Origin of the sequence: Neorhizobium sp. NPDC001467 (assembly GCF_050275975.1) — a bacterium.
Classification (GTDB): Bacteria; Pseudomonadota; Alphaproteobacteria; order Rhizobiales; family Rhizobiaceae; genus Neorhizobium.
Map to the genome: position 1 here is coordinate 429,675 of NZ_JBNNPS010000002.1, position 22,122 is coordinate 451,796.

21 protein-coding genes are annotated in these 22,122 nt (G+C 61.6%); 10 read left to right on the plus strand and 11 right to left on the minus strand.

Annotation, left to right across the window (positions count from 1 at the left end; genetic code table 11):
* Positions 1-4: 4 nt before the first annotated feature.
* A complete protein-coding gene (locus ACQKKX_RS06775; RefSeq protein WP_427569730.1) occupies positions 5-1,192 on the minus strand; it encodes a glycosyltransferase family 4 protein in 1,188 nt (395 codons plus the stop codon).
* Positions 1,189-2,259, minus strand: coding sequence for a glycosyltransferase family 4 protein (locus ACQKKX_RS06780; protein ID WP_427569732.1), 1,071 nt, complete (start codon positions 2,257-2,259; stop codon positions 1,189-1,191). Before ACQKKX_RS06780 ends, ACQKKX_RS06775 begins: the two co-directional genes overlap by 4 nt.
* A 31-nt stretch (positions 2,260-2,290) precedes the next feature.
* Between ACQKKX_RS06780 and ACQKKX_RS06785 the strand changes: the two genes are divergently transcribed.
* From ACQKKX_RS06785 to ACQKKX_RS06800, 4 genes are read left to right on the plus strand one after another with little or no spacing between them, the layout of a single operon-like run.
* The gene (locus ACQKKX_RS06785; protein WP_427569733.1) at positions 2,291-4,357 is read left to right on the plus strand and encodes an HAD-IIB family hydrolase; all 2,067 of its coding nucleotides are present in this window, start codon (positions 2,291-2,293) and stop codon (positions 4,355-4,357) included.
* Positions 4,339-5,202 carry a glycosyltransferase family 2 protein gene (locus tag ACQKKX_RS06790; RefSeq protein ID WP_427569734.1) on the plus strand — a complete coding sequence of 288 codons (864 nt, stop codon included), beginning with the start codon at positions 4,339-4,341 and terminating at the stop codon, positions 5,200-5,202. The genes ACQKKX_RS06785 and ACQKKX_RS06790 overlap by 19 nt, the downstream gene beginning before the upstream one ends.
* A gap of 12 nt (positions 5,203-5,214) precedes the next feature.
* A complete protein-coding gene (locus tag ACQKKX_RS06795; RefSeq protein WP_427569735.1) occupies positions 5,215-6,351 on the plus strand; it encodes a glycosyltransferase in 1,137 nt (378 codons plus the stop codon).
* A gap of 1 nt (position 6,352) precedes the next feature.
* A complete protein-coding gene (locus ACQKKX_RS06800) occupies positions 6,353-7,051 on the plus strand; it encodes a hypothetical protein (RefSeq protein WP_427569736.1) in 699 nt (232 codons plus the stop codon).
* Here ACQKKX_RS06800 and ACQKKX_RS06805 read toward each other — a convergent pair.
* Positions 7,039-7,926 (minus strand): LysR family transcriptional regulator, encoded by an 888-nt coding sequence (locus tag ACQKKX_RS06805; RefSeq protein WP_427569737.1) that lies wholly within the window; start codon positions 7,924-7,926, stop codon positions 7,039-7,041. The two genes, ACQKKX_RS06800 and ACQKKX_RS06805, sit on opposite strands and share 13 nt — an antisense overlap.
* 105 nt (positions 7,927-8,031) lie before the next feature.
* On the opposite strand from ACQKKX_RS06805, the gene ACQKKX_RS06810 reads away from it, so the two are divergent.
* The gene (locus ACQKKX_RS06810; RefSeq protein WP_427569739.1) at positions 8,032-8,901 is read left to right on the plus strand and encodes an SDR family oxidoreductase; all 870 of its coding nucleotides are present in this window, start codon (positions 8,032-8,034) and stop codon (positions 8,899-8,901) included.
* 97 nt (positions 8,902-8,998) lie between these two features.
* Positions 8,999-9,667: an NAD(P)-dependent oxidoreductase gene (locus ACQKKX_RS06815; protein ID WP_427569741.1), complete on the plus strand. Its 669-nt coding sequence runs from the start codon at positions 8,999-9,001 to the stop codon at positions 9,665-9,667.
* Between the two features lie 149 nt (positions 9,668-9,816).
* On the opposite strand, the gene ACQKKX_RS06820 is transcribed toward ACQKKX_RS06815, so the two are convergent.
* Positions 9,817-11,676 carry an ABC transporter ATP-binding protein/permease gene (locus tag ACQKKX_RS06820; protein WP_427570112.1) on the minus strand — a complete coding sequence of 620 codons (1,860 nt, stop codon included), beginning with the start codon at positions 11,674-11,676 and terminating at the stop codon, positions 9,817-9,819.
* Between the two features lie 389 nt (positions 11,677-12,065).
* Here ACQKKX_RS06820 and ACQKKX_RS06825 point away from each other — a divergent pair, with 389 nt between their 5' ends.
* On the plus strand, positions 12,066-12,374 hold the full coding sequence (locus ACQKKX_RS06825; protein ID WP_427569743.1) for a hypothetical protein: 309 nt from the start codon (positions 12,066-12,068) through the stop codon (positions 12,372-12,374).
* A gap of 73 nt (positions 12,375-12,447) precedes the next feature.
* Positions 12,448-12,654, plus strand: a complete 207-nt coding sequence (locus tag ACQKKX_RS06830) for a hypothetical protein (RefSeq protein WP_427569745.1) — start codon at positions 12,448-12,450, stop codon at positions 12,652-12,654.
* A 131-nt stretch (positions 12,655-12,785) separates the two neighbouring features.
* On the opposite strand, the gene ACQKKX_RS06835 is transcribed toward ACQKKX_RS06830, so the two are convergent.
* A complete protein-coding gene (locus ACQKKX_RS06835; RefSeq protein ID WP_427569747.1) occupies positions 12,786-14,186 on the minus strand; it encodes a dihydrolipoyl dehydrogenase in 1,401 nt (466 codons plus the stop codon).
* Positions 14,187-14,283: 97 nt separating this feature from the next.
* Between ACQKKX_RS06835 and ACQKKX_RS06840 the strand changes: the two genes are divergently transcribed.
* Positions 14,284-14,493 (plus strand): hypothetical protein, encoded by a 210-nt coding sequence (locus ACQKKX_RS06840; RefSeq protein ID WP_427569748.1) that lies wholly within the window; start codon positions 14,284-14,286, stop codon positions 14,491-14,493.
* Positions 14,494-15,008: 515 nt separating this feature from the next.
* Here ACQKKX_RS06840 and ACQKKX_RS06845 read toward each other — a convergent pair.
* From ACQKKX_RS06845 to ACQKKX_RS06870, 6 genes are all read right to left on the minus strand, one after another.
* Positions 15,009-15,440, minus strand: a complete 432-nt coding sequence (locus tag ACQKKX_RS06845) for an OsmC family protein (protein WP_427569750.1) — start codon at positions 15,438-15,440, stop codon at positions 15,009-15,011.
* Between the two features lie 291 nt (positions 15,441-15,731).
* Complete coding sequence (locus tag ACQKKX_RS06850) at positions 15,732-15,941, minus strand: hypothetical protein (RefSeq protein ID WP_427569751.1); 210 nt, start codon at positions 15,939-15,941, stop codon at positions 15,732-15,734.
* A 116-nt stretch (positions 15,942-16,057) separates the two neighbouring features.
* Positions 16,058-18,334 carry an FdhF/YdeP family oxidoreductase gene (locus tag ACQKKX_RS06855; protein WP_427569753.1) on the minus strand — a complete coding sequence of 759 codons (2,277 nt, stop codon included), beginning with the start codon at positions 18,332-18,334 and terminating at the stop codon, positions 16,058-16,060.
* Positions 18,335-18,489: 155 nt separating this feature from the next.
* Positions 18,490-18,669 carry a hypothetical protein gene (locus tag ACQKKX_RS06860; RefSeq protein WP_427569754.1) on the minus strand — a complete coding sequence of 60 codons (180 nt, stop codon included), beginning with the start codon at positions 18,667-18,669 and terminating at the stop codon, positions 18,490-18,492.
* Positions 18,670-18,908: 239 nt separating this feature from the next.
* Positions 18,909-19,736, minus strand: a complete 828-nt coding sequence (locus ACQKKX_RS06865) for an aldo/keto reductase (protein WP_427569755.1) — start codon at positions 19,734-19,736, stop codon at positions 18,909-18,911.
* Between the two features lie 255 nt (positions 19,737-19,991).
* On the minus strand, positions 19,992-21,491 hold the full coding sequence (locus ACQKKX_RS06870; protein ID WP_427569757.1) for an aminotransferase class V-fold PLP-dependent enzyme: 1,500 nt from the start codon (positions 21,489-21,491) through the stop codon (positions 19,992-19,994).
* 98 nt (positions 21,492-21,589) lie between these two features.
* On the opposite strand from ACQKKX_RS06870, the gene ACQKKX_RS06875 reads away from it, so the two are divergent.
* The gene (locus ACQKKX_RS06875) at positions 21,590-22,072 is read left to right on the plus strand and encodes an Lrp/AsnC family transcriptional regulator (protein WP_427569759.1); all 483 of its coding nucleotides are present in this window, start codon (positions 21,590-21,592) and stop codon (positions 22,070-22,072) included.
* Positions 22,073-22,122: the final 50 nt, after the last annotated feature.

Below are 22,122 nucleotides of genomic sequence, written 5' to 3' on the forward strand. Positions count from 1 at the left end.
GCGGTCATCTCCCCGCCCTCATGGCGGCCAAGGCCTGGCGGTAGAGGTCCAGTGTCTCGCGGGCAAGATAGGGCCGATTGAAACGTCCGGCCGCTTCCAGTGCGCGGGAACGAGCGCCAGCGCGCATCTCCCGTGACTGGATAAGGTTGCGAAGCGCGTCGGCGATGTCGGACGGCGTCGTCTGTCTGGCAAGAATCCCCGCGCCCGTTGATCCGATGAATTCCCGGGCGCTCGGGTCTTCCGCAGAGGCGACAACCGGACGGCCGAAGGCGATTGCCTCCTGATAGACGAGGCCGAAGCTTTCATATCTCGAGGGCGCCGCGATCACATGAGCGCGGCGGTAGAGATCGTGCAGGGTCTCGTCGGGCATCCGGCCCCATGCCGTCACGTGGTTGCGGGCCGCAGCGCTGAGTGTTTCCGGCAGATCGGCAGCGGGCACGCCGAGCAGGTCCAGATGAAAAGCCGGTACCGCACCGGTTCTTACCTCGCTTGCCAGCAATTCGGCGGCGCCCATGAGCTCGGCAAAACCCTTGCGGCTTTCCGCGCGCCCGATGAACAGGATGCGCACAGGCGCGTCCTCGTCAGGATAGGGGGACGCTGATGCGACATCGAGCAGGTCCGGCGGCAGCGACAGGCCGACCGTGCGGTGCGGGACGCGCGAGCCGATCCGATAGAGATCGACTATCCGCCTTCCGTGATCGTCGGTATTGGATATCAGGCCGGCACTGCCGGCGGCCTGTCTCGCCTCCAGCCAGTCGGCGGCATGCGCGTCGATCCGGTTGCGAAGCGTCAGATCCTTGCTCCTCGACCACGCGGCCGGCGTCGAGTTGCGCGTGACCAGTGCAAACCCGTGTCTGCCGGTCAAGAGAGCCGCCGGCGCATACCAGTTGGTTGCCTCGACAACTGCGAAGGGTTGACGTGCATGCTCACGCAGGACTGCGCGACGAAACTGCACGGGCGCTGCCAGATGCCCGACTGCTGCCCACTTGCGCAGGCGCGCCAGGCCGGCATTGCCATCGATGGCACAGCCGATGACGCGAACGCCATCCACCATCTTGGTTCCTGTCCTGTCGAGCGTAAAGACGGTAACGTCGCACCCTTCACCCGCAAGCGCCTGAGCAATTTCGCGCGCAGCCGTCGAGAGACCACTCGGTGAGGGCGGGTAATCCCAAGCTAGAAGTGCGGTTCTCATGCCGCCAGCATCCGTTCATAGATATCGATATAGTCCCTGGCCATTCGCTCAGAGGTGAAACGCTCTTCGAAGCGCGCGCGGATACGCCGGCGGTCAAGCGTGTGAACGCGGCTGACGGCTTCGACCGCCTCTTCCTCGTTCTCGACGATAAAGCCGGTCACGCCCTGCTCGACGACTTCGCAAACCGACCCCCTGTTCCAGGCGATGACCGGCGTGCCGCAGGCCATGGCCTCGATCATCACCAGTCCGAACGGTTCGGGCCAGTCGATGGGAAACAGAAGCGCCGTCGCGTTGCGCAGGAAATCGCTTTTCGCAGCGTCGCCGATCGGGCCAACGTAGTCGATGTTGCGGCCAAGCTTCGGGCGCACATGCTCGTCGAAATAACGGGGATTGCCGACATCGACCGTACCGGCAAGCTTGATCGGCAGGCCGCAGCGGATCGCGACCTCGATGGCCTTGTCCGGCCGCTTCTGATCGGTCATGCGGCCGATAAAGGCGAGATAGCGGCCGGGATCGAAGCATGGCTCGAAACGCTCGCTCGCGACACCGTGAAGCACGACGCCCGCCCGGTTGCTTTGAGGAATGCCGCTCTGCTGCGATGCCGAAATGGCTGCCACCGGCAGGTCGGGAAAGGCCGCGAAGAACAGCTGGCGATCCAGCTCGTCGACCCGCCAGTGGATGGTCGTCAGCGATTTCGAGCGGTGCTCTCCCAAGAGCGCCGCATGGAAGAACTCGCCATGGAAATGCAGGATGTCGAAATCGTCCAGTCGCTGGCGAACTTCCTCCATGCGCACGGCTTCGAGGACGGACGGTATGGAAGGCGGCACGCAGCCGTGTTCCGTTTCAAGAGCCTGCAGGCTGGGCAACCGCCCGATGCGCTTGATCGGCGTGGTGCTTTCACTTGCCGCAAACAGGGTGACATCACAACCCTGACTTTGCATGGCCATGCAAAGGTCGTGGATGACACGCTCGGTTCCGCCATGGTCGAGCGGAGGTACCGGAAAAATACTGGGAGCGACATGCGCAACTCTTAGCGGTCTGGGGCGTTCCGGTGCGCATTTTAGCATCTTGTATCCTTGTCGCTGAAAGAGGTTGGGTATGTTCGTTCTTCACGTCGCACTTCAAGGGTGCCTGCGCGGAAATAATGTAGAATATGGCGTAACGGCCGACACGGGCGGGCATATCCGCTATCTCATGGACCTGGTGAATGCCTGCGAGGCGGAAGAAACGGCCACCAAAATCGTGATCGCAACGCGAGCCTTCCAAGGCTACGGCGCGGACTACGAACGGCCCTTCGAGCGTGTGAGCGACAAGATTTCGATTGTACGCTTCCGTACCAACACGGCTGATTATGTGACCAAGGAGGACATGCATGCCCAGGTTGAAACCTTCAGCGCGGCCCTGATCGACTATCTGCGCGAAAATGGTCTGCCTGACGTCGTCCATGCGCATTACGCCGATGCCGCGACCGTTGCCGCCCGTGTGAAACAGGAGCTTGGCATTCCCTTCCTGTTTACCGGTCATTCGCTCGGGCGGGTCAAGATCGCCGCCATGCCGGATATTGCAGGCGACGCATCGATGACGCATCGTTTGGCTGCCGAGGAATGCGCGCTTGAACACGCATCGCTGGTCATTGCCTCCTCGCGCGACGAAGCCGAACTGCAGTACAAGAGCTACCGGAACTACGATGCCGGCAAAATCCGAGTCCTGCCGCCGGGAAGCGACCTGGCTGCCTTTCAGAACGCGTGCGCGAACGAGACGGTCGACGCCGAACTCGGGCGCTTTCTCGCCGACCCGCAAAAGCCGGTCCTGCTCGCCATTGCCCGCCCGGTTACCAAGAAGAACCTTGTGGGTCTGGTGCGTGCCTATGGGAAATCGAAAGCGCTGCAGGAGGCCGCCAATCTCGTCATCATCGCTGGCAACCGCAATGAGATCGATGAACTCGAGCCGGATCTCGCCTGCAACCTGCGCGAAATCCTCCATCTCGTCGACACGTTCGATCTGTACGGCAAGGTCGCCTATCCGAAAATGCACCATCCCTGCGACGTTCCGGCCTATTACGCCTTCGCTCGCGACCGTGGGGGCATTTTCGTCAATCCGGCACTCAACGAACCATTCGGGCTGACGCTTCTGGAGGCGTCGGCCGTCGGCCTGCCGCTGATCGCCACCGATAGCGGCGGACCGAACGACATCGTCGAAACCTGCGGCAACGGTGTGCTGATCGGTCCTCGGGACGAGGATGCGCTGGCTGCGGCGGCACTCAAGATCCTCGGCTGCTCCGAGACCTGGCAACGCTATGCCAGTGCCGGCGAGCGGGCGATCACCTGTTACGACTGGGTGCGCCATGCGACGCGCTACCATGGCCTGGTCCGGGAACTGGTCGATCGGACGCAGGCGGCGACCATCGACCCGGCGCAACTCCTCATCAGCGATATCGATAATACGCTCGTCGGGTCCGTGCCGCATCTGCATGCCTTTGGCAACTGGCGCCGCCAGCAGAGCGGCTTGTCCTTCGGGGTCGCCACCGGTCGTTCCTTCCACAGCGCCATGGCAATCCTCGAGCAGCAGGACGTGCCGCGCCCCGAGGTGATGATCACCTCGGTTGGATCGGAAATCTACCATTTGAGCCGCAACGGCGTTTCCTACGAATACGACCGGGAATGGGCCGAACGCATCGCCGCCAACTGGGACCGTGCGGCTATCGAGAAAGTCTTGCGGAAGGTGGGTTTCCTGTCCCCGCAGGCGCCGCTCGAGCAGCGAGACTTCAAGCTCAGCTATTTCAGCGACGGCTCGCCGGGTGTGGTTCCCAGATTGACGGATCTGCTCGAAAAATCCGGGCTGCGGGCTTCGGTGATCCACAGCCATCGGCGCTATCTCGACATCCTGCCTCTCCAGGCCTCCAAGGGCACGGCCGTCGATTACGTTCGTCGCCGCTTCGGTCTGCCCGAGAACATGGTTTTCGTGGCCGGTGATTCCGGCAACGATATAGAGATGTTGCAGGCTATTCCGCAGTCGATCATCGTTGCCAATTACTCCGATGGTCTGGCGAGCCTGCCGGCCCTCAGACATTCCTACATCGCCACCGAAACCCATGCCGCGGGCATTATCGAGGGCGTCCTGCATTTCCGCAAACAGGCGGAGGTCGCATGCCCGTCAGCGTCCTGACCCTTGTGCGTGGCCGAAAGCAGCATCTTGCCAATCTGATGCTGAGCCTGGCCCGCCAAACGCTGCTGCCGGACGAACTGGTGATCGCCTGGATGCAGCCTGAGGCTTTCGAGGACCTGCCGGTCTTGCCCTTCCCGGTGCGCCATGTGTTCGTCGAAGGAGAGGAATTGCCGCTTGCCAAGGCGAGAAACGCCGCTGCCCTGGCGGCGATGGGCGACTGCCTCGTCTTTCTCGACGTCGATTGCATCGCGTCGAACCTCATGGTCGCGTCCTATGCTCAGGCGGCGACGGCGCGTGACGGGATCTTCCTCAGCGAAGTCTTTTATCTTCCGGCAGACATGCCACCCTTCACGGGCAATTGCGCCGTCCTGGACGAGATCGGCAGGCCGCATGTGTCCAAACCGAAATTTCCCGACGATGGCATTGAGGAAGAACCGGACGGAGGCCAGCTCTGGGGCCTCTCCTTCGCGCTGCGCAAGGAGACCTGGCATAGAATCGGGGGCATGGACGAACGCTTTTTCGGCTATGGCGGCGAAGAAACGGATTTCGCCGCGAATGCGGCGGGCGTGGGTGTAAGGACCTATCGGGTGGGTCAGGCCAGGGTGTATCATCAGCATCATCCCGTATCCATTCCGCCGCTCCACCATTTCGCATCCATTCTACGCAATGCGCAGCAATTCCGGCACAAACACGGGCGCTGGTGCATGGATTACTGGCTGGGTCAGTTCCGCGACAGCGGCCTGATCCGGTGGGATCCGGCGAACGATGCCCTGGAGATCCTCCGCCATCCGGAACCGGCTGAAATCGAGGCCGCGCAGCAACCCGGCAATGTCATCTATTCATAGGAAGTATCGCGTATGAAAAAGCCGATCGCGTTTTTTGTCCATCACCAGGGTCGTGGCCACGCCAACCGGACCATGGCCATTGCCGAGCATTTCAGCAAGGATCGCCCGGTCTCCGTCCTCACGGCCGGGCCAGACTATTTCAGCGCTGCCAGCGCCGGGATCGATGTCATTGCCTTGCCGAACATGATCGGTGAAGCAGTCCCGACCGCGCGCATGTTCGATGAGCCGACCCCGTCCGTCATGCATTGCGTGCCGCTCGGATTGCCGTCCATGCGAAAAACCATGCGGACGATCGTCGATCATCTCGATGATCGCGATGTCGGCCTGTTCGTAGTCGACGTCTCCTCGGAAATCGGCCTTCTCGGACGGATTTGCTCGACACCGACGGTGCAAATGCGCCTGCATGGCGACCGCTCCGATATCGGCCATGTCGGTTCCTACGAATCCTCGGTCGGCATTCTGGCTCCTTTCGACGAACGGATGGAACAGGATGACTATCCGCAGGCGCTGCGCAGGAAGACATTCTATACGGGTGGTCTGTGCACCACCCGCGATGCGGTGCTGCCTAAAGACGCTGCCCGGGCAAAGCTCGGCCTGCCGATGGAAGGCAAGGTGGTTCTGGTACTGACAGGCGGCGGCGGCGGCGGCACGCCCTACGCCCCTTTGACAATGGCGGCCCGCGCCGTCCCGGACGCACTGTGGCTGGTCGCCGGCCCCGTCCTCAAGGAAGGGCATGAAACCGATTTCCCAAACCTCAAGGAACTGGGTTGGGTGGCAAATGTCACCGATTATATCGCCGCTGCAGATACCGTGGTCGCATCGGCAGGCGACAATACCGTCCACGAAATCGCACGCGCTGCCAAAAGCTACGTCGTGATGCCGGAATGGCGTTATTTTTCCGAACAGCACCGCAAGGCGGAGGAGCTCGTTCGCCTGGGTGCCGCGGTATCGGCCCCCTATTGGCCGGGCGACTACGAGGGCTGGCGGGCGCTGCTGGCCCGCGCCGCTGCGCTGGACCCGAACGTGCTGGCCACGCTGCATGCGCCGGATGCTGCCGCGTCTGCCGCCAGATGGCTGGAGGGACTGTGCGACGAGCTGTGGATTGGCAGTGCAAGTGTCGGCGGACAGCCAATTCTGAAGGTCGTTTAGGATGGTGACGCTGACAACCGTTCTGCGTTCGGGCGGCCGCTATGACCGAACCTGGGTCGAGCGGCTGGCGCGAGGCGCGCGTCGCCACATCGACGGCGTAGACCGGGTCGTCTGCCTGACGGACGAGGCCGGTCCGATTGACGGTGTCGAAACCATCCCCCTGCGGCACTCCTGGCCGAAATGGTGGGCGAAATTCGAGGCCTTTCGCCCAGACATCCGCGATGACATCAATATTCTCTGCGATCTCGATACGCTGTTTCTCGGCCGTGCCGATGCCCTTGCACAGGGCGCGGACCTGATAGCGATGGAGGACTATTTCCTTAAAGGCCGCGTATCGACCGCCCTGATGCGATGGCGGGACGATACGCTGTCGTTTCTCTACGACGATTTCCGGGATCAGGCCGAGCACTGGATGCGGCCCGGCAGCTGCGGCCAGGTTCCCAATTCTGTTCACGGCGATCAGGTCGTCGTCGACCACCTGCTGCGCCGGCATGGGCAAATGCCGGTCTTCATTCAGCAAGCGTGCCCGGGCCTGCTGGATTTCTATGGTACGGACAAGGCCAATATCGGTCCGGTGCTCATCTTCATCGGTGATGCCAAGCCCGACACCGCGGACGAAGAGACGCAGCGGATGTGGAGAGGGCACAACGGCTTCGAAGCGGAACATCGCCGGGCCCGGGGCGATCGTCATCCGATATAAGCCGCGAGATCCTCCGGTGTCCCGTTGGGAAAGGCCAGTTTGAGGTGGGCCAGAAATGCCGAAACCCGGGCACTGAGCAGCCGCCGCGATGGGTAGAGAGCCCACAGCGCAATATCCGACCCTTCCACATCGCCCCAGTGCTGCAGCGTCCCGGCAGCAATATCCCGGCTGACGAGCGAGATCGGAAGCCTTGCGGCACCGACCCCTTCGCGAACGGCATCGCGCACCATGATCAGTGACGACAGGGACATGACCGGGTCGATCTTCATCGTCGTGGCCCCTTCCGAAGTCGCGACCGTCCACACCTGTCGGGTCATTGGTCCGCGCACCACGCCCGGCGCCGATGCCTCGGCGGCAGGCCGGCAAATCTCGGGCGCTGCCACGACTACCAGGCGATCATGGAGAAAAGCCTTTCCTACCAGCCTTTCGTCCGGGTCGGGATTGACGCGGATCACGAGATCGTAGCCTTCCTCGATCATGTCGACCGCACGATCCTCCGTCGTGATATCCAGTCGCACTTGCGGGTATCGGCGCGCAAAGCTCGCGGCGATCCTGCCCATGGCGGTCTGCGACAGAAAAAGCGGGGCGCTGATCCGTAACCTGCCGCGCGGCACTTCCGACCCGGAGGCGATAGCCGCGGCCGTCTCATCGAGTTCGGTCAGAAGAGCGGATGTGCGTTCATGGAGCGCCCGGCCTTCCTCCGTCAGCTTGAGATCTCGTGCACCGCGTTCGAAGAGGCGGAGGTCCAGCGCGGCCTCAAGGTCCGTCACACGTCTCGATAGCGTGGCCTTGGGGCGTCCGGAGGCGCGTGCGGCCTTGCCGAACCCACCGTGACGGGCGACCAGGTTGAAATCGGCGAGCGCAAGAAGATCCATTTTCTGTTCCACGGGTGAGACGTCGCGTCCAAAAAGACAATCTATCGGCCCAATGTTGAACCGTCCATATTCGGGACGTCAACAACGCAAACCCGGAGTTCATCCATGACCATTCTCGTCACCGGCGCGACCGGCAATGTCGGCGCCCAAGTCATTCAGCATCTCGTCGCCCGCGGGGCTGATGTTCGCGCCCTCGTCCGCGATCCTTCCAAGGCCACTCTGCCGGCGGAAGTGTCCGTCGCCAAGGGCGATTTCCTTGACGTCGAATCCCTGCGCGCCGCGATGTCCGGCGTCTCGACGCTCTTCCTGCTCAATGCCGTGGCGCCGGCTGAATTCACACAGGCGCTGATCGCACTTAACCTCGCGCGTTCTGCCGGGATCGAGCGGATCGTGTATCTGTCGGTTCTTCACCCGGACGTCTATGTCAACGTGCCGCATTTTGCTGGCAAGTTCGCTGTCGAGCGCATGATCGAAAAGATGGGGATCAATGCCACGATCCTGCGCCCGGCCTACTTCATGCAGAATGATTTGATGATCAAGGATGTCATGAGCGATTACGGTGCCTACCCGATGCCCGTCGGCGACAAGGGCCTCGCCATGATCGATGTTCGCGACATTGCCGAAATCGCCACGCTTGAAATCTTGCGTCGCGAACAGGCGGCAGAACCGCTGCGGCTCGACCGCATCAATCTGGTTGGCCCCGAAACACTGACCGGCTCTGAGATCGCCGCCATCTGGTCCGACACGCTCGGCCGCCAGGTTCACTATGCCGGCACAGATATGCAGGCCTTTGAGAACAACCTCAAGCAGTTCATGCCGTCCTGGATGGCCTATGACATGCGCATGATGGGCGAGCGGTTCCTGACGGACGGGATGCTGCCCGAGGAAGGTGATGTCGAGCGCCTGACGACCCTGCTCGGCCGGCCGCTGCGCACCTACCGCGACTTTGCAAGGGAAACCATCGCCTCGGCCTGAGGCGGCGATCTTCACGCTCGAACCAGAAAGAACGGCAACCCTCGGCCGCCGGCAGACAGCCCGCACGAGACGCCGGCCCGATCAGGAGAAGATGACCATGACCGTATCAGGAATGCGAAACCATTCTTCCGCCATGCGCAAGATCACCATCCTTGGCGCCACGGGACCGACCGGCCGCCACATCGTGTCCCAGGCCTTGCGCGGCGGTTACGACGTCACCGCGCTGGTCCGCTCGCTCGCCAAGGCTTCGGATATGCAAGGCGCCAGGCTTGTCGTCGGGGATGCGCGTGATGAAACGGCGCTGCTGCAGGCCATCCATGGAAGCGATGCCGTCATCAGCGCGCTCGGCACGCCGGCAAGTCCGTTTCGCGCGGTGACGCTTTTGTCGAGCGTGACGAAATCACTGGTCAAAGCCATGGAAGCCGAGAACGTGTCTCGCCTCGTCGCCATCTCCGGGATCGGTGCCGGCGACAGCCGGGGACATGGCGGCTTTGCCTTCGATAGAGTGATCTTTCCCCTCCTTTTACGCCATGTCTATGCCGACAAGAACCGTCAGGAAGCCGTGATCCGGCAGAGCGGGCTCGACTGGACCATCGTGCGGCCAGCCGTCCTCAACAACAAACCGGCCCGCAACGCAGTTCGCGCGCTGACCGATCTCAGCCAATTCCATGGCGGCCAGGTTTCGCGGGAAGATGTCGCGAAATTCGTACTGGATGAGGTCCAGGAAAAGGTCTGGTCGCGGCAGAGCCCGCTCATCGCCTGGTAGGGGAGGCGGGACCGGCCCTACCACCTGCCGATCAGAATAGGGGCGAGCCCGCGCTCATTTGTGCTGCGTCGGGCCAATCCCTCTTCGGTCTCGGAGTGACAATCCGCACTGGCGCTGGCAAATCTGCGCCGCTGACAGCACGGCCGCCATCAACGGCTCTGCGGAAGCAGCCGCGACAGGACGTTCCGCCGGCGGGCATGGCGCATGAGATCGACGTCGCTGACAAGACGGGCGCCGCCCTCGTGTTTTTCCAGCGTGATCTTGCGGCTGTGAAAAGCCTCCAGCTCGGCGCGATGGCCGACGCTGACGATGGTGACGTCCGGCAGTTCCTCTGTCAGCATCTGCATGATCTTGTCCTGGCTCTTTTCATCAAGCGCCGATGTTGCCTCGTCCATGACAACGATCTCGGGATGGTGGAGAAGCAGTCTTGCGAAGGCCAGCCGCTGCTTTTCGCCGCCCGACAGGGTATGATCCCAGGGGGCGTCTTCTTCAAGCTTGTCGTTGAGATGGCCAAGGCCGACCTTGTCGAGTGCAGCCGTCATTTTCTCGGCTTCCCATTCGTCCGCGCCATGCGGGTAGGCGACGGCGCGTCGCAGCGTGCCGGAGGGAATGTATGGCTTTTGCGGCAGCATGAAGAGGTTGCTGCCCGCGCGGAAATCGACGCTTCCGTCTCCCCATGGCCAGAGCCCGGCAATTGCCCGCACCAAGGTGCTCTTGCCCGAACCGGATTCCCCGGCAACGAGCACGCGTTCACCCGGCACGATTTCCACCTCGGTTTCCTTCACGACAGCCGTACCGTCGCCCAGCGAAACCGAAAGATTGTTGAGCGCCAGAATGACATCGTTGCGCGTTTCGCCGCGCCGGATCCGACCGACCGTTTCGCTTTGCTCGGCCTTTTCCAATCCGTCCAGCGACATCATCAGGGAGGCGACACGCCGGGCGCAGGCGTTCCAATCAGCCAGACGCGGATAGTTGTCCACCAGCCAGCCAAAGGCGGATTGAACGATGGTGAAGGCGGACGCCGCCTGCATGACCTCGCCCAGCGACATGCTGCCCTCGAGAAATTTCGGCGCGCAGAGCAGGACGGGCACGACTGGCGCGATCAGCAGTGATCCGTGCGACACCACCGTTGTGCGCATATATTGGTGAGCCAGAAGACGCCATTGCCGGCGAACATTCTTGAACGACCGGTCGAGTTCGTTGCGCTCTTCCTCCTCGCCGCCAAGCAGGGCAATGCTTTCGCCGTTTTCGCGCACGCGGGTCAGCGAATAGCGAAATTCGGCCTCCACCTGGTTCTTGACCTCGGACACCTGCACGAAATGCCGGGCAATGAAGGCGATCGATCCCGACGTGATGGTGGCGTAGATGACGGCGGCAATCACCAGAAATCCGGGAATGGTGATATCGGCTCCCGCAATGGGCAGGGTGAGAGCGCCGCCAATCGTCCACAGGACAACGATGAAAGTGGAAGCCGAGACGAAAGCGGCAATCACGCCTGACACGAAATCGACCGGAGATTCCGTGGCGATGCGCATGTCTTCGGAAATCCGCGCCTCTGGGTTCTGATGATCCCCGCCGATCAGGTTCAACTGATAATAGCGCCCATGATCGAGCCAGCGGGCGATCAGCGCCTTGGTCAGCCAGGAGCGCCAGCGTCGTTGGACCATCATGCGTCCGAATACCTGCGTGGTGACAAGGGTCACGCTGCCAAGCACGAGAAAAGGAAAGATGCCACCCAGCGAATAGACGCTGGAAGCATCGCGCTGTTCGATAGCGTCGAAGATTTCGCGGTTCCAGACGTTGATGCCGTATTGGAAACCGACATTGATGCCGATCAGCGCAAGCAGGGCAATGCAGCAGGGCCAGGCAAGCCGGTCGCCCTTTCGGCCCCAATAGCCGCGGGCGCTGATCCAGAAGCGCTTCAGCAGGTAGCGTTTGCGGGCCTTTTCAGCCTCCTGCGGCGTGAGCGTCGTCTTGTCGCCCAAGGCTTCGGCGGAATGATCTGTCATGGATGTCAAACTGTGCTCCCGTCAACAAGCCGTTTCGCAGACAATGTCATCTCGGCTCATCCTCCGTCGTCGGCTTGCGGGATTCGGCTGCGTTGCAGCCGAAAAGTCACCTGGCTGGGAAGGGGAAAGCGGCCGTTGCCTTCATGAGGATAATGCCGGCTGGAGATCATGCCCGAGGGGAAGAGGATGTTAGGCCAGTGCGGACTGCACATAGGATCGATCTCACTGCGGATCCCGACTGAGCGGGGTAGCGCGATAACGCGCCGGACAATGGCGGGTTCCGAAACGGGCGTTCAAAGCCAGCGGATACAATATCGCCCGGATCGCCTGCCTTTTGGAAACCAACGGGGCAGCCGGACGTTTGATCGACAGAAGCGAAGGAGACACCAATGGCCGACAACAGCACAACGACCATTCGCGCGACGTTCGAAACCCGCGCCGCAGCCGATCTTGCAGTCGAACATCTCGTCCAGCAGCATAATGTATCGCGACCCGACATTTTCATCCAGGCCACCGGCAGCGACAACACGGTCGGCACCCGCCCTTCGGGCGGCGATGTGGGATCGCCCGACGAGGTACGCGACGATGCCCCGGTCCTTGGCGAGATCGAGGTTTCTGTCGACATCGCTGCAAGCCAGTTCGCCGCCGTTCAGCGCAGCCTTGGGGAAGCAGGCGCCTTGCGCGTATCCGGCCATTGAACCTGCTTATCCGCAAGGGATTTTCGGAACGTTCATCACCGCATTTCAAACCTCAGGAAGGGAGCCGGTAACGATGGAAACTGAAGCACTGGAACTTGCAAAAGAATACCGCAGGCTGGGTGGAACCCGCCTTGCCAAGATGGATGACAATATCATCGACACACGCAAATGGGATGACGAACCCGCGGCAGCCGCAAACTACTGGGCGGAAAACATTGCCGTGCTCGACGACCGGAAGCAGGCCGAAGTCGTCAGTCACCTCGAAACAATCAATTCCTGATTCAACGCGCTTTGTCAGAAAACGGCCCGAAAGATGGTTCTTCCGGGCCGTTTTCGTCATAGCGTCCAACGCCCTTTCCAGCCACCGTACACGCCAACCCGCTGGTCGACAGGCGCGCGAGGCCATCCGCACTAGTTTCCGGGCGCAGAGCCTTGATCGCGGTCGTCCGGCGGCGAAATATCCATCTGACCGCATATGTCGCGAAGGGCGCTCCGCAGTCCTTCCTCATAGGTCGGATGGTAGATTGGTAGTTCCAGCAATTGCATCGCCGTCTGTCGATGGGTGACGGCCCATGCCAGCAGATGTGCCATATGTTCTGCCGCAGGTGCCGCCATGGCCGCGCCGGTCAGCCTGCCCTCCCGGTCGGCATAGATCCGCAGAAGGCCGGTATTGCTGGCCTCGACCTTGGCGCGTCCCTGATCGTCGAACGACACCGCGCCGATGATGCTGTCCGCGTCCGCCTCGGCGCCGATGGACGCGCTTGCCGGCTCGGTGAAGGTGATGGCAAGAGGCGTCGTTCGTCGTGATGCGCGCACATTCGGATAACGGGCAGCATTGTTGCCCGCGATAGCGCCTTCGGCCGAAGCCTCGTGGAGGACCGGCACGTCGGCATTGCAGTCCCCGGCCATGAAGATCGCGGAGGATCCGCACTGCATCGTTGTGCGATCGAACACGGGTGTGCCGTGATCGTCCAGTTCTATCCCCGCCTCGTCGAGATCGAGACCCTTGAGGTTCGGGGGGCGGCCGGCGGCAATCAGGACGCGGCTAAAGACCCGGCGCCCGCTGCTTTTTCCCGTCCATGAAATTGCGATACCTTCCCGATCTGCGTCCGCCGTCACCTTACTGCCGAGATGAAGCGCAAACACCGTCTCCAATCGTCCTCGAAGGGCGGCCGCCACATGTGCATCCTTCAGTGCTGCAACGCTGTCGCCTTCGTCGAACACGGCCACGTCGACGCCGAGATGGGCAAAGGCCTGAGCCAATTCCAGCCCCAGCGGTCCCGCCCCGATCACCGCCAGAGACGCCGGAAGGTCCGGCATGTCGAAAATATCCGCATTGGTATGGACGTTCGACAGGCCTTGGAAGGCGGGCGGAACCGCCGATGATGATCCCGTCGCTATGACGATGGATTTCGCACGGATCGTCCGTTCGCTGACCTGGAGCCTATCCGCAGCGACAAAGCGCGCGAAACCCTGCAGACGGCTTTCCGGCGGAAGTTCCTCGATGGACTGAATGGTGGAGGCAACGAAGCTGTCGCGGTAATCCTGCACGCGCCGCATCACAGCCCGTCCATCGATGGCAACGTCCTGCGCATGGATGCCGAAGGTTTCAGCCTGTCTTGCATGATGGGCGGCTTTGCCGGCAGCGATCAGTAGCTTGGAGGGCATGCAGCCGACGGACGCGCATGTCGTGCCGGCGAAACGGTCATCGATGAGCAGCGTCCGGGCGCCGGCCCGCCGGGCACTGCGCTCTGCCGAAAGGCCGGCAGTGCCGGCCCCGATGATTGCAACATCGCAGTTCAGGTCCGTCACGTCATACTCCTCGTTCCTGCATGTTTGGGGAGAGGGAACAGTCGGCCGGTCTACCTCGTTCCACGATGGCGGAAATAAAGACAGAAAGGAGAAGATCATGACCGTTTCTGAACACCCGGCCGACAAGACGGGAGCGCGGGACAATCCGGAAGGCGGGGACCGCCGTCAGCCCAATGAAGTCGGAGCCCCCCGCGTTGCGGCGGACGAAGAGACGGAAGGTGCGACCCAGGCCATGGAGACCCCGGCGACGCCACCTGCAATGACCCGGGACGGCAAGGTCGCAGAGAATGTGAAGCCTGCCAAATAATTCGGGCGGGCCGCTTTTTTTGATGCCGCCAGGAACAGCTTGAGCTTCGGCAGGTTATGGAAACGCGAGGTCGCGGCGTGCCAATCGGACGCGACAGAGATGGTGAACGCAGCGGTTTTTCCGATTTCTCGCTGCGGGCAACGAATAGCCAGGCGAGCACCTTTACCTGTCCGCCGCGCCCTCGTGTTTCCGCTGACAGTCTTGCCAGATGATCTGTAAAGAAGGCCTGCCTACCGTGGCGCGTTCAATGCTTGGTCCTTCTCGACATTCAAAGAGCATTTCGGAAAGGCAGCGTTTGATACATCCCGCGAGGGCAGGCGGCCGGTCGACGGTTGCTTCCGCGACGTCTTCACCATCAGTTCTGTGATCCATGACTGACGCCGTTTCAGACATGGCAACCCGCCAATCAAGCAATCGCAAACATCGGCATCGATAAGACGGCCAGCTTTCGGCCGCCTTATCCCCTATGAAAGGACGTAGGGTCGCCAGCGGCTCGGCCTGACATCCTGTTCTGGTTACGAAAACGAGACGGTCAGGCTGATCGGCACGGCCGCGAGCGCCTTGGAAACCGGGCAGCCGGCTTTTGCCGCTTCGGCCAGTTCCTTGAACTGTGCTTCGTCAGCGCCGGGAACAGAGCCGCTCAGCTCAAGCCGGATTGCGGTAATGCCAAAGCCGTCCCCGACCTTGTCGAGGGTGACGGTAGCTGTCGTATCGAGCGCGGTTGCGGTCAACCCGGCCTCGCCAAGAATCTTAGAAAGGGCCATAGTGAAACAGGCCGCATGGGCCGCACCTATCAGTTCCTCTGGATTGCTGCCCGGCATACCCTCGAAACGGGTGTTGAAACCATAGGGCTGGGCCTTGAGCGCACCGCTTTGCGTGGAAATTTCGCCCTTGCCGTCCTTGATACCGCCGACCCAATGGGCAGAACCGCTCTTTTCGATCGCCATAGAATGTCTCTCCTTTTATCTTTCCGGTTCGTCACGCCCGCCTGTTCCCCAGACAATTGGAGACAGGCGCGTAGACGCAACGAGAGGAGCGCGAGATCGTTCCCAAGACCTTTTGTCCTGCCTGGAACTGCGCGCTGGCAGAACCAGCGGGTATGCTGAACGCCGTTGATGACGATGATGTGCAATCATCGGACGTGCCAGCCAAAGCGGATCCCGGCGGGACTGGGGCGGGCTACGAGCGAATCCAGGTCCACGCAGCGCCCGGCTGCGTGGCAGTCAACCTTGACGTTCTCACCCCCGGAACTTGCCCTCGTCGGAATCGGCGGGATTGTAGTTAGGGTCGAAATCCTTGCCGGCCTTCTTGCCCGGCGGGTCCCGGTGGACAGTCGCATCCTCCGAGCCGGTCACAACGGTCGGTTTGGCACTATGAACACCGCTGGCCTTGCGGTCCCCCTGCGATTGGGCGAACTGGCCCTTGGCGTCGTCTTCAGGTCTGCTCATGGCATCCTCCCTTGCGGTTCTGGTTGTCCTGATCGATCATTCAACAGTCGGAACTGCCCGATGTTCCATGTCCGCCTGTTCCACCGCCATCCATCGATACATCCCGTTGTCGCTCGCTATGCCGAGATGCGAACCGGAATGCCCTTCGATGCCGGTGTCTTGGACAACTGGTCATGGTGATCGATGGCGTTCAGGACATTGCATTCGGGATAGTATGCCCCGATCGTCCCTCGCGGCAGTTGATGCGCGACCACACTCAGCCCCGCCAGTTCCCGATGTTGACCATCACCGAAATCGCTGACGAGACGAACGGTCTGGCCAACCGACAGACCGAGAGCCGCGATATCCGCTTCGCACATCAGCACGACGTCTCGCGTTCCTTCGATGCCACGAAAACGATCGGAATAGCCGTAGATCGTCGTATTGAACTGATCGTTCGATCGCAGGGTGACAAGGGTAAACCGGCCCTCAGCCGGCTCGAAGGCCAGTGCATTGAGACGATGGGGCGTGGTGAAGACGGCCTTGCCGGGCTCGGTGTTCCAGATCCGTTCATGGGCGTCATTACCACGGTAAAAGCCGCCGGGCTCGAACATGCGGTCGTTGTAGCCTTTGAAATCATCCGGATAGGTTTTCTCGATCAGATCCCGCACGAGGCTGTAATCGCCTGCCCATTCGTCCCATCGCAGTTTGGGGTTTGCAGCAAGGGTCGCCTTGGCCATGCCGGCAATGGTCGCAAGCTCGCTGCGCAACTGATCGGAGGCCGGCTTGCGTTTCCCCAGAGAGCCGGAAATGTGGGAAAAGCTGTCCTCGGTCGTCACTGCCTGACGGCCGGTCGCCTGCTCATCGATTTCAAGTCGCGAAAGGCAGGGCAGAATATAGGCCTGCTTTCCGGGAAACAGGTGGCTGCGGTTGAGCTTGGTCGAAACCATCACCGTCAGATCCTGCTTTTCCCAGCTTGTTTCCATCGCGGCCTGGTCGGGCACGGCCCGAAGCAGGTTGCCGCCAAGACAGATGGTCGCCTTGATCTCGCCGGCCATCAGACCCTTCACAGCATCGACGATCGTGACGCCGTCCTTGGTTGGCGGGTCGAAATCGTAAAGCTCCTTCAGCTTGTCCATCGGGATCAGGTCGGTTTTCTCCGCGACGCCGACGGTTCTCTGGCCCTGAACATTGGAGTGGCCACGTACCGGACAGCATCCCGCGCCTTCGCGGCCGATGTTCCCGCGCAGCAGAAGCAGATTGACCAGCATGGCGATGTTAAGGGCACCTTGGGCGTGCTGGGTAAGCCCCATCCCGTAGACGCCGATGACACGCTCGCAACGGATATAGATGTCGCCCGCCTCGCGCAAAGCGTCCTGCGTCAGGCCGCTTTCGCGCTCGATGTCCTCCCAGGCCGTTTCGCGGACACATTCAATGAAACGTTCGATACCGGTCGTGTGCTGAGCGATGAAATCGACGTCGAGGACGCGACGCGATCCGGATAGAACGGCCGCATCATCCGCTTCGACGACCGTCTTGCAAAGCCCGAGTATAGCCGCGATATCGCCACCCGCCCTGACCTGGAGATAGGCGTCGGAAATCGCCGTTTCATGTCCGGCCATCATGTCCAACGGGTTCTGCGGATTGACGAAGGATACGAGGCCCTGTTCGATCACCGGATTGAATGTGACGATGCTTGCGCCGCGTTTCTTCGCCTCCTGGAGCGGATGCAGGAAGCGCGGGCTGTTGGACCCGGGGTTCTGGCCGAAGAAGAAGAACGCATCGGCCTTCTCGAGATCCTCCCAAACGATGGTGCCGACCGGCGAACCGATCACCTTGTTCAGTCCCACCGAGGTCGTCTCGTGGCACATGTTCGAACTTTGGGGCAGGTTGTTCGTGCCGTAGGCCCTGGCGAACAGGGCATAGAGATAGGCGGCTTCCAGCCCGGCGTGGCCGGAGGAATAGAAGACGGCCGAGTCCGGTTCCAGCTTCTGAAGCGCCGCTCCGATCGCTGCAAAAGCTTCCTCCCACGTCACCGCGACATAGCGATCGGTTGCAGCGTCGTAACGCAGGGGATGTGTCAGGCGGCCGGTCATTTCCAGATCGTGGTCCTTCCACTGACGCAGCTGCGCGACGGTATGGTCGTTCCAGAACTGGGGCGTACAGCGAGATGTCGTCAGGTCCCAGAGCGTGGCCTTCGCCCCGTTCTCGCAGAACTCGAACGGGTGATAATTGGCGGGCTTCGGCCATGCACAGGAGACGCACATCACGCCCCGAGGCTTGTTCTGGTGGCCAAGCGTATCGATCGCGCCAGGCGTCGGCAATGTTTCGCCGGAAATGCGGGCGATCGACTTGAGTGAACCCCACCCCCCGGCCGGACCTTCCGATTCCGGGTTCGCAATGTGATCGGCCATGATCGATCTTCTCCTCGAAATTGCTCGGCGGGCGCGCCGTCCATCGGCCCTTCCGCATCGGCCCGCGGCCCTGTTGTGGCCGCAGGAATTTTCAGCCGCCATTCAAGCAGGCCCGCTATCTTGAAAATCGGCGGACGCAGATAGCGGATGGGTTCTCAGCCGGAACCTGGCGTGGTGCTGTCGTCCCCTTCGTCGGGCAGAGAACCGGTGCCGGGCGTCTTGCTCTTGTCGGTGAGATGCTGTTTCGCGTGAGGGCCGGCCGGCGGACTGTCGGCTTCATGGCCCTTGCGTTCGTTTTCCTCGATCGCCTCCCGGGCGCTCTCATTCTTGTTCATGGCCATTCCTTCCCGATGCAGCATGCGGACCCGTCAGATGTGGCCGGGTCGGCTGATGGTTGCCATAGGAAAGAACGCCCGGGGCCCGGTCCGGTTCCGCCGCCATATCTTTGGCCGGTCCTATATCGTCAGCTATTCGTCGGCGCGAACACGGCGTGCAAGGTGTGGAAGATGCGGCGGGGGCGGGATGTGGGCGGGGGACGGTTACCGCCCGCCCGCTCACATGTGCCCTTCGGAAATCAGTCGTCCCAATCGGGCGCCAAATGCGCTGGGCTGACGATACGGCCGTCCTTGCGGGCGAGCCCGTGCACCGCATCCATCTCCTCCGGCGAAAGGGCGAAGTCGAAAATGTCGAAGTTTTCCGACAGACGGCTTTCGGTCGCGGTCTTGGACAGGGCGATCACGTCCTGCTGCTGCACGGCCCAGCGCAACACGACCTGAGCCGCGGTCTTGCCGTGACGGGAGCCGATATCGCTCAGCACCTCGTCTTTGGGCACGGCGCCATCGGCCATGAGATAGTAGGCCGTCACCGACATCCCCGTCTTCTTCGCCTCGGCCAGAACCTTGGACTGGTCGAGATAGGGGTGGTATTCGACCTGGTTGTTGACGATCGGCGCGTCCGAGAGTGCGACAGCCTCTGCCATCAAGGCGGTGGAGAAGTTCGAGACGCCGATATTCTTCACCTTGCCGGCCTTGCGCAGAGCGTTAAGCGCACCGATACGGTCCGCCAGCGGCATTTCGCTCTGCGGCCAGTGCAGAAGAAGCAGGTCGACATAATCGGTCTTCAGCTTGGTAAGGCTTTCGTCGACGGAAGCGAGGAAAGCGTCGTCGCCGACCCGATCGACCCAGACCTTTGTCGTCAGGAAGATGTCCTGGCGTGGAATGCCGGACTGCGCCAGAACCTCGCCGACGGCCTGCTCGTTCTTGTAGATCTGGGCCGTATCGACATGGCGGAAACCAAGCTTCAGCGCCTGCGGAAGGATGCGCAGAACGTCTTCGTCCGGCATGCGGAACGTGCCGAAGCCGAGGGCTGGAATATTGGCGCCGTTGGCGCTGACATGATGCATGAAAAGCTCCTTGAAAACAGGCCGCGAAGAGTGCGCGGCAAACAGGACCCGGCTTAGATGGGCGTTCGTGCCGGCGGATCAACAGTCAAGGAAGCAAAAGAGGAGGGCGGTTCTGCGGGGACCGGAGCAACGACCTCGCATCGGGGTCCGGAGCTGGCCGTTGCGGGCGGTCCCGCGTAGCTGGATGCCCGTGCCTAGGGCCGCTGCCGGGCCCGCCCTGACCGATAAGCCGGCGCGGTCGATGACATGGCCTTCTCAGGCATTCAGATGGACGGCTGCACCTTGCCGTATCGGCTTGGGAGAAAAGATCGCACGGTTGGCGTCAACCTCGTAATCAGCGGCGAATTCCGCTGCGTCCCTAGCGATCTGCGCGACGGAATCCAGAATAAACTGCACCTTCTTCTCCGGCAGAAGAACGCTGAAATTCAGCCGGACAAAGCCAGGCTTGCTGAGCTCGTCGCCCAACAGAATGGCCCGACGGATCCGATCGGAGTTCTGGTCATCGATCGTCAGCAGGCGATGGACGTAAGGCCCGGCACAGGCGCATCCGCCGCGCGCCTGAATGCCAAAACGATCGCTCAGCATGCGCGTGATGAGCTGCTGGTGAACGTAACCATCTCTGCCGTTCCTGACGCGGAACGAAAAGATCGGCAGGCGATGCGCATCGTGGAGCCCGAGAAGCTCGAGCTGCGGAACGGTCTTCCATGCCTCGAAGGCACGGGCAGTCAGGGCCCGATTGCGGGCCTCGATTTGCGTTGTGCCAATGGCATCCTTGACGATGAAAGCCAGTGCCGCCCGGATATCGCCAACGACATTCGGCGTCCCAGCCTCCTCGCGGGCTTCGACATGATCGACATAGTCATGCGTCTGCGGCGAGACGAACTTGACGGTACCGCCGCCAGGCCATGTCGGTTTGCGGGTCGCCGGCGCATCGCGTCGAAGGAGAAGGATGCCGGATGCACCCGGGCCGCCGATGAACTTGTGCGGCGAGACGACGATCGCATCGATCTCAACGCCCTCGGCCGGTGACATGGAAATCGGTAAATAAGGCCCACCGCCGGCATAATCCCAGATCATGCGTGCCCCCGCAGCCTTGACCATCGCGGTAATCGCGGCGACGTCGCTGACAATGCCGGTAACGTTCGATGCGGCCGACATCGCACAGATGGTCAGGTCCGGCCGGGTGTCTCGCAGCACCCTGTCGAGGTCGCCAAGGTCTGGACCGCCGCCGGCCTGCTCGCCAATTTCGACGATTTCTGCGCCGCTTTCGCGCCAGGGCAGGATGTTGGAGTGGTGCTCATAGGGACCGATGATGACCCTTGCATGCCGCCCGGCCGTCACCGCTTCGGTCACGCCAAAGAGCTTGACGAGGCGATTGATACCAGACGTGGCGCCCGAACCCGTGAAAATGACCGCGTGACCGCTGGTCGCCCGACAGGAGCGGGCAATAACAGCGCGCGCATCACGCCGCAGCCGTGTCATGAACCCGCCGCAGTAGGACGCTTCCGTGTGGCTGTTGGCGTAGTAGGGCAGAATGTCTTCGAGAACGAAACGTTCGACCTGGTGCAGGGCCCGGCCGGACGCGACATAATCCGCATAGACGAGCGCGCGTGGCCCATAAGGACCTTCGATCATCGCTCTCGCGCCCACCAGCCCGTCATTCAGCCGGGCGATGAGATCGTCGCCGCCAAGGCTGCGGCGGAACCGATCCAGTGGGCTTTCGGTTGCAGGCATTACGGAATGAGCGGCGTCCATGGGCATTCTCCGCCATTTAGAAATTGACAGGCATGATAAGGCCAATCAGAATCCGCGGTGTCCCAATTTTTGCCGAGTATTGAAGGTATTTGGTTCGTATGAACGATGAGAAGATCAAAATCGACGATTTTGATATGAAAATTCTAAGTGCCATGCAGCGTGATGCAAGCTTGTCGCAGCGGGAGTTGGCGGAGCGAATCGGCCTGTCTCAAAACGCCTGCTGGCGGCGGTTGCAGCGATTGCAGGCGCTGGGGCTGATCGGCAATGCCCAGAGTGCTATCGATCTTTCGGCGCTCGGCTTCGATTTGACGGTGTTCGTAATGATCCGCACCCGCCATCATTCGAAGGACTGGAGCGACGGTTTCCGGGCGCATGTCGAACGCCTGCCGGAAGTGATCGATTTCTACCGGATTGGTGGCGAGTGGGACTACCTGATCAAGGTCGCCACGCGCGGCATGTCCGGCTATGACGCCTTCTATCAAAAGCTTATAACGGACTTCGATCTGGCCACGGTCACCGGCTTCTTTTCCATGGAAGCGATCATCAATAACCGGCCGGTCGATCTCATGCGTCTGAGATGAAATGGCAGCATGGTTTCGAATGCCGTATGGGTTGCCACCTGACAATTTGC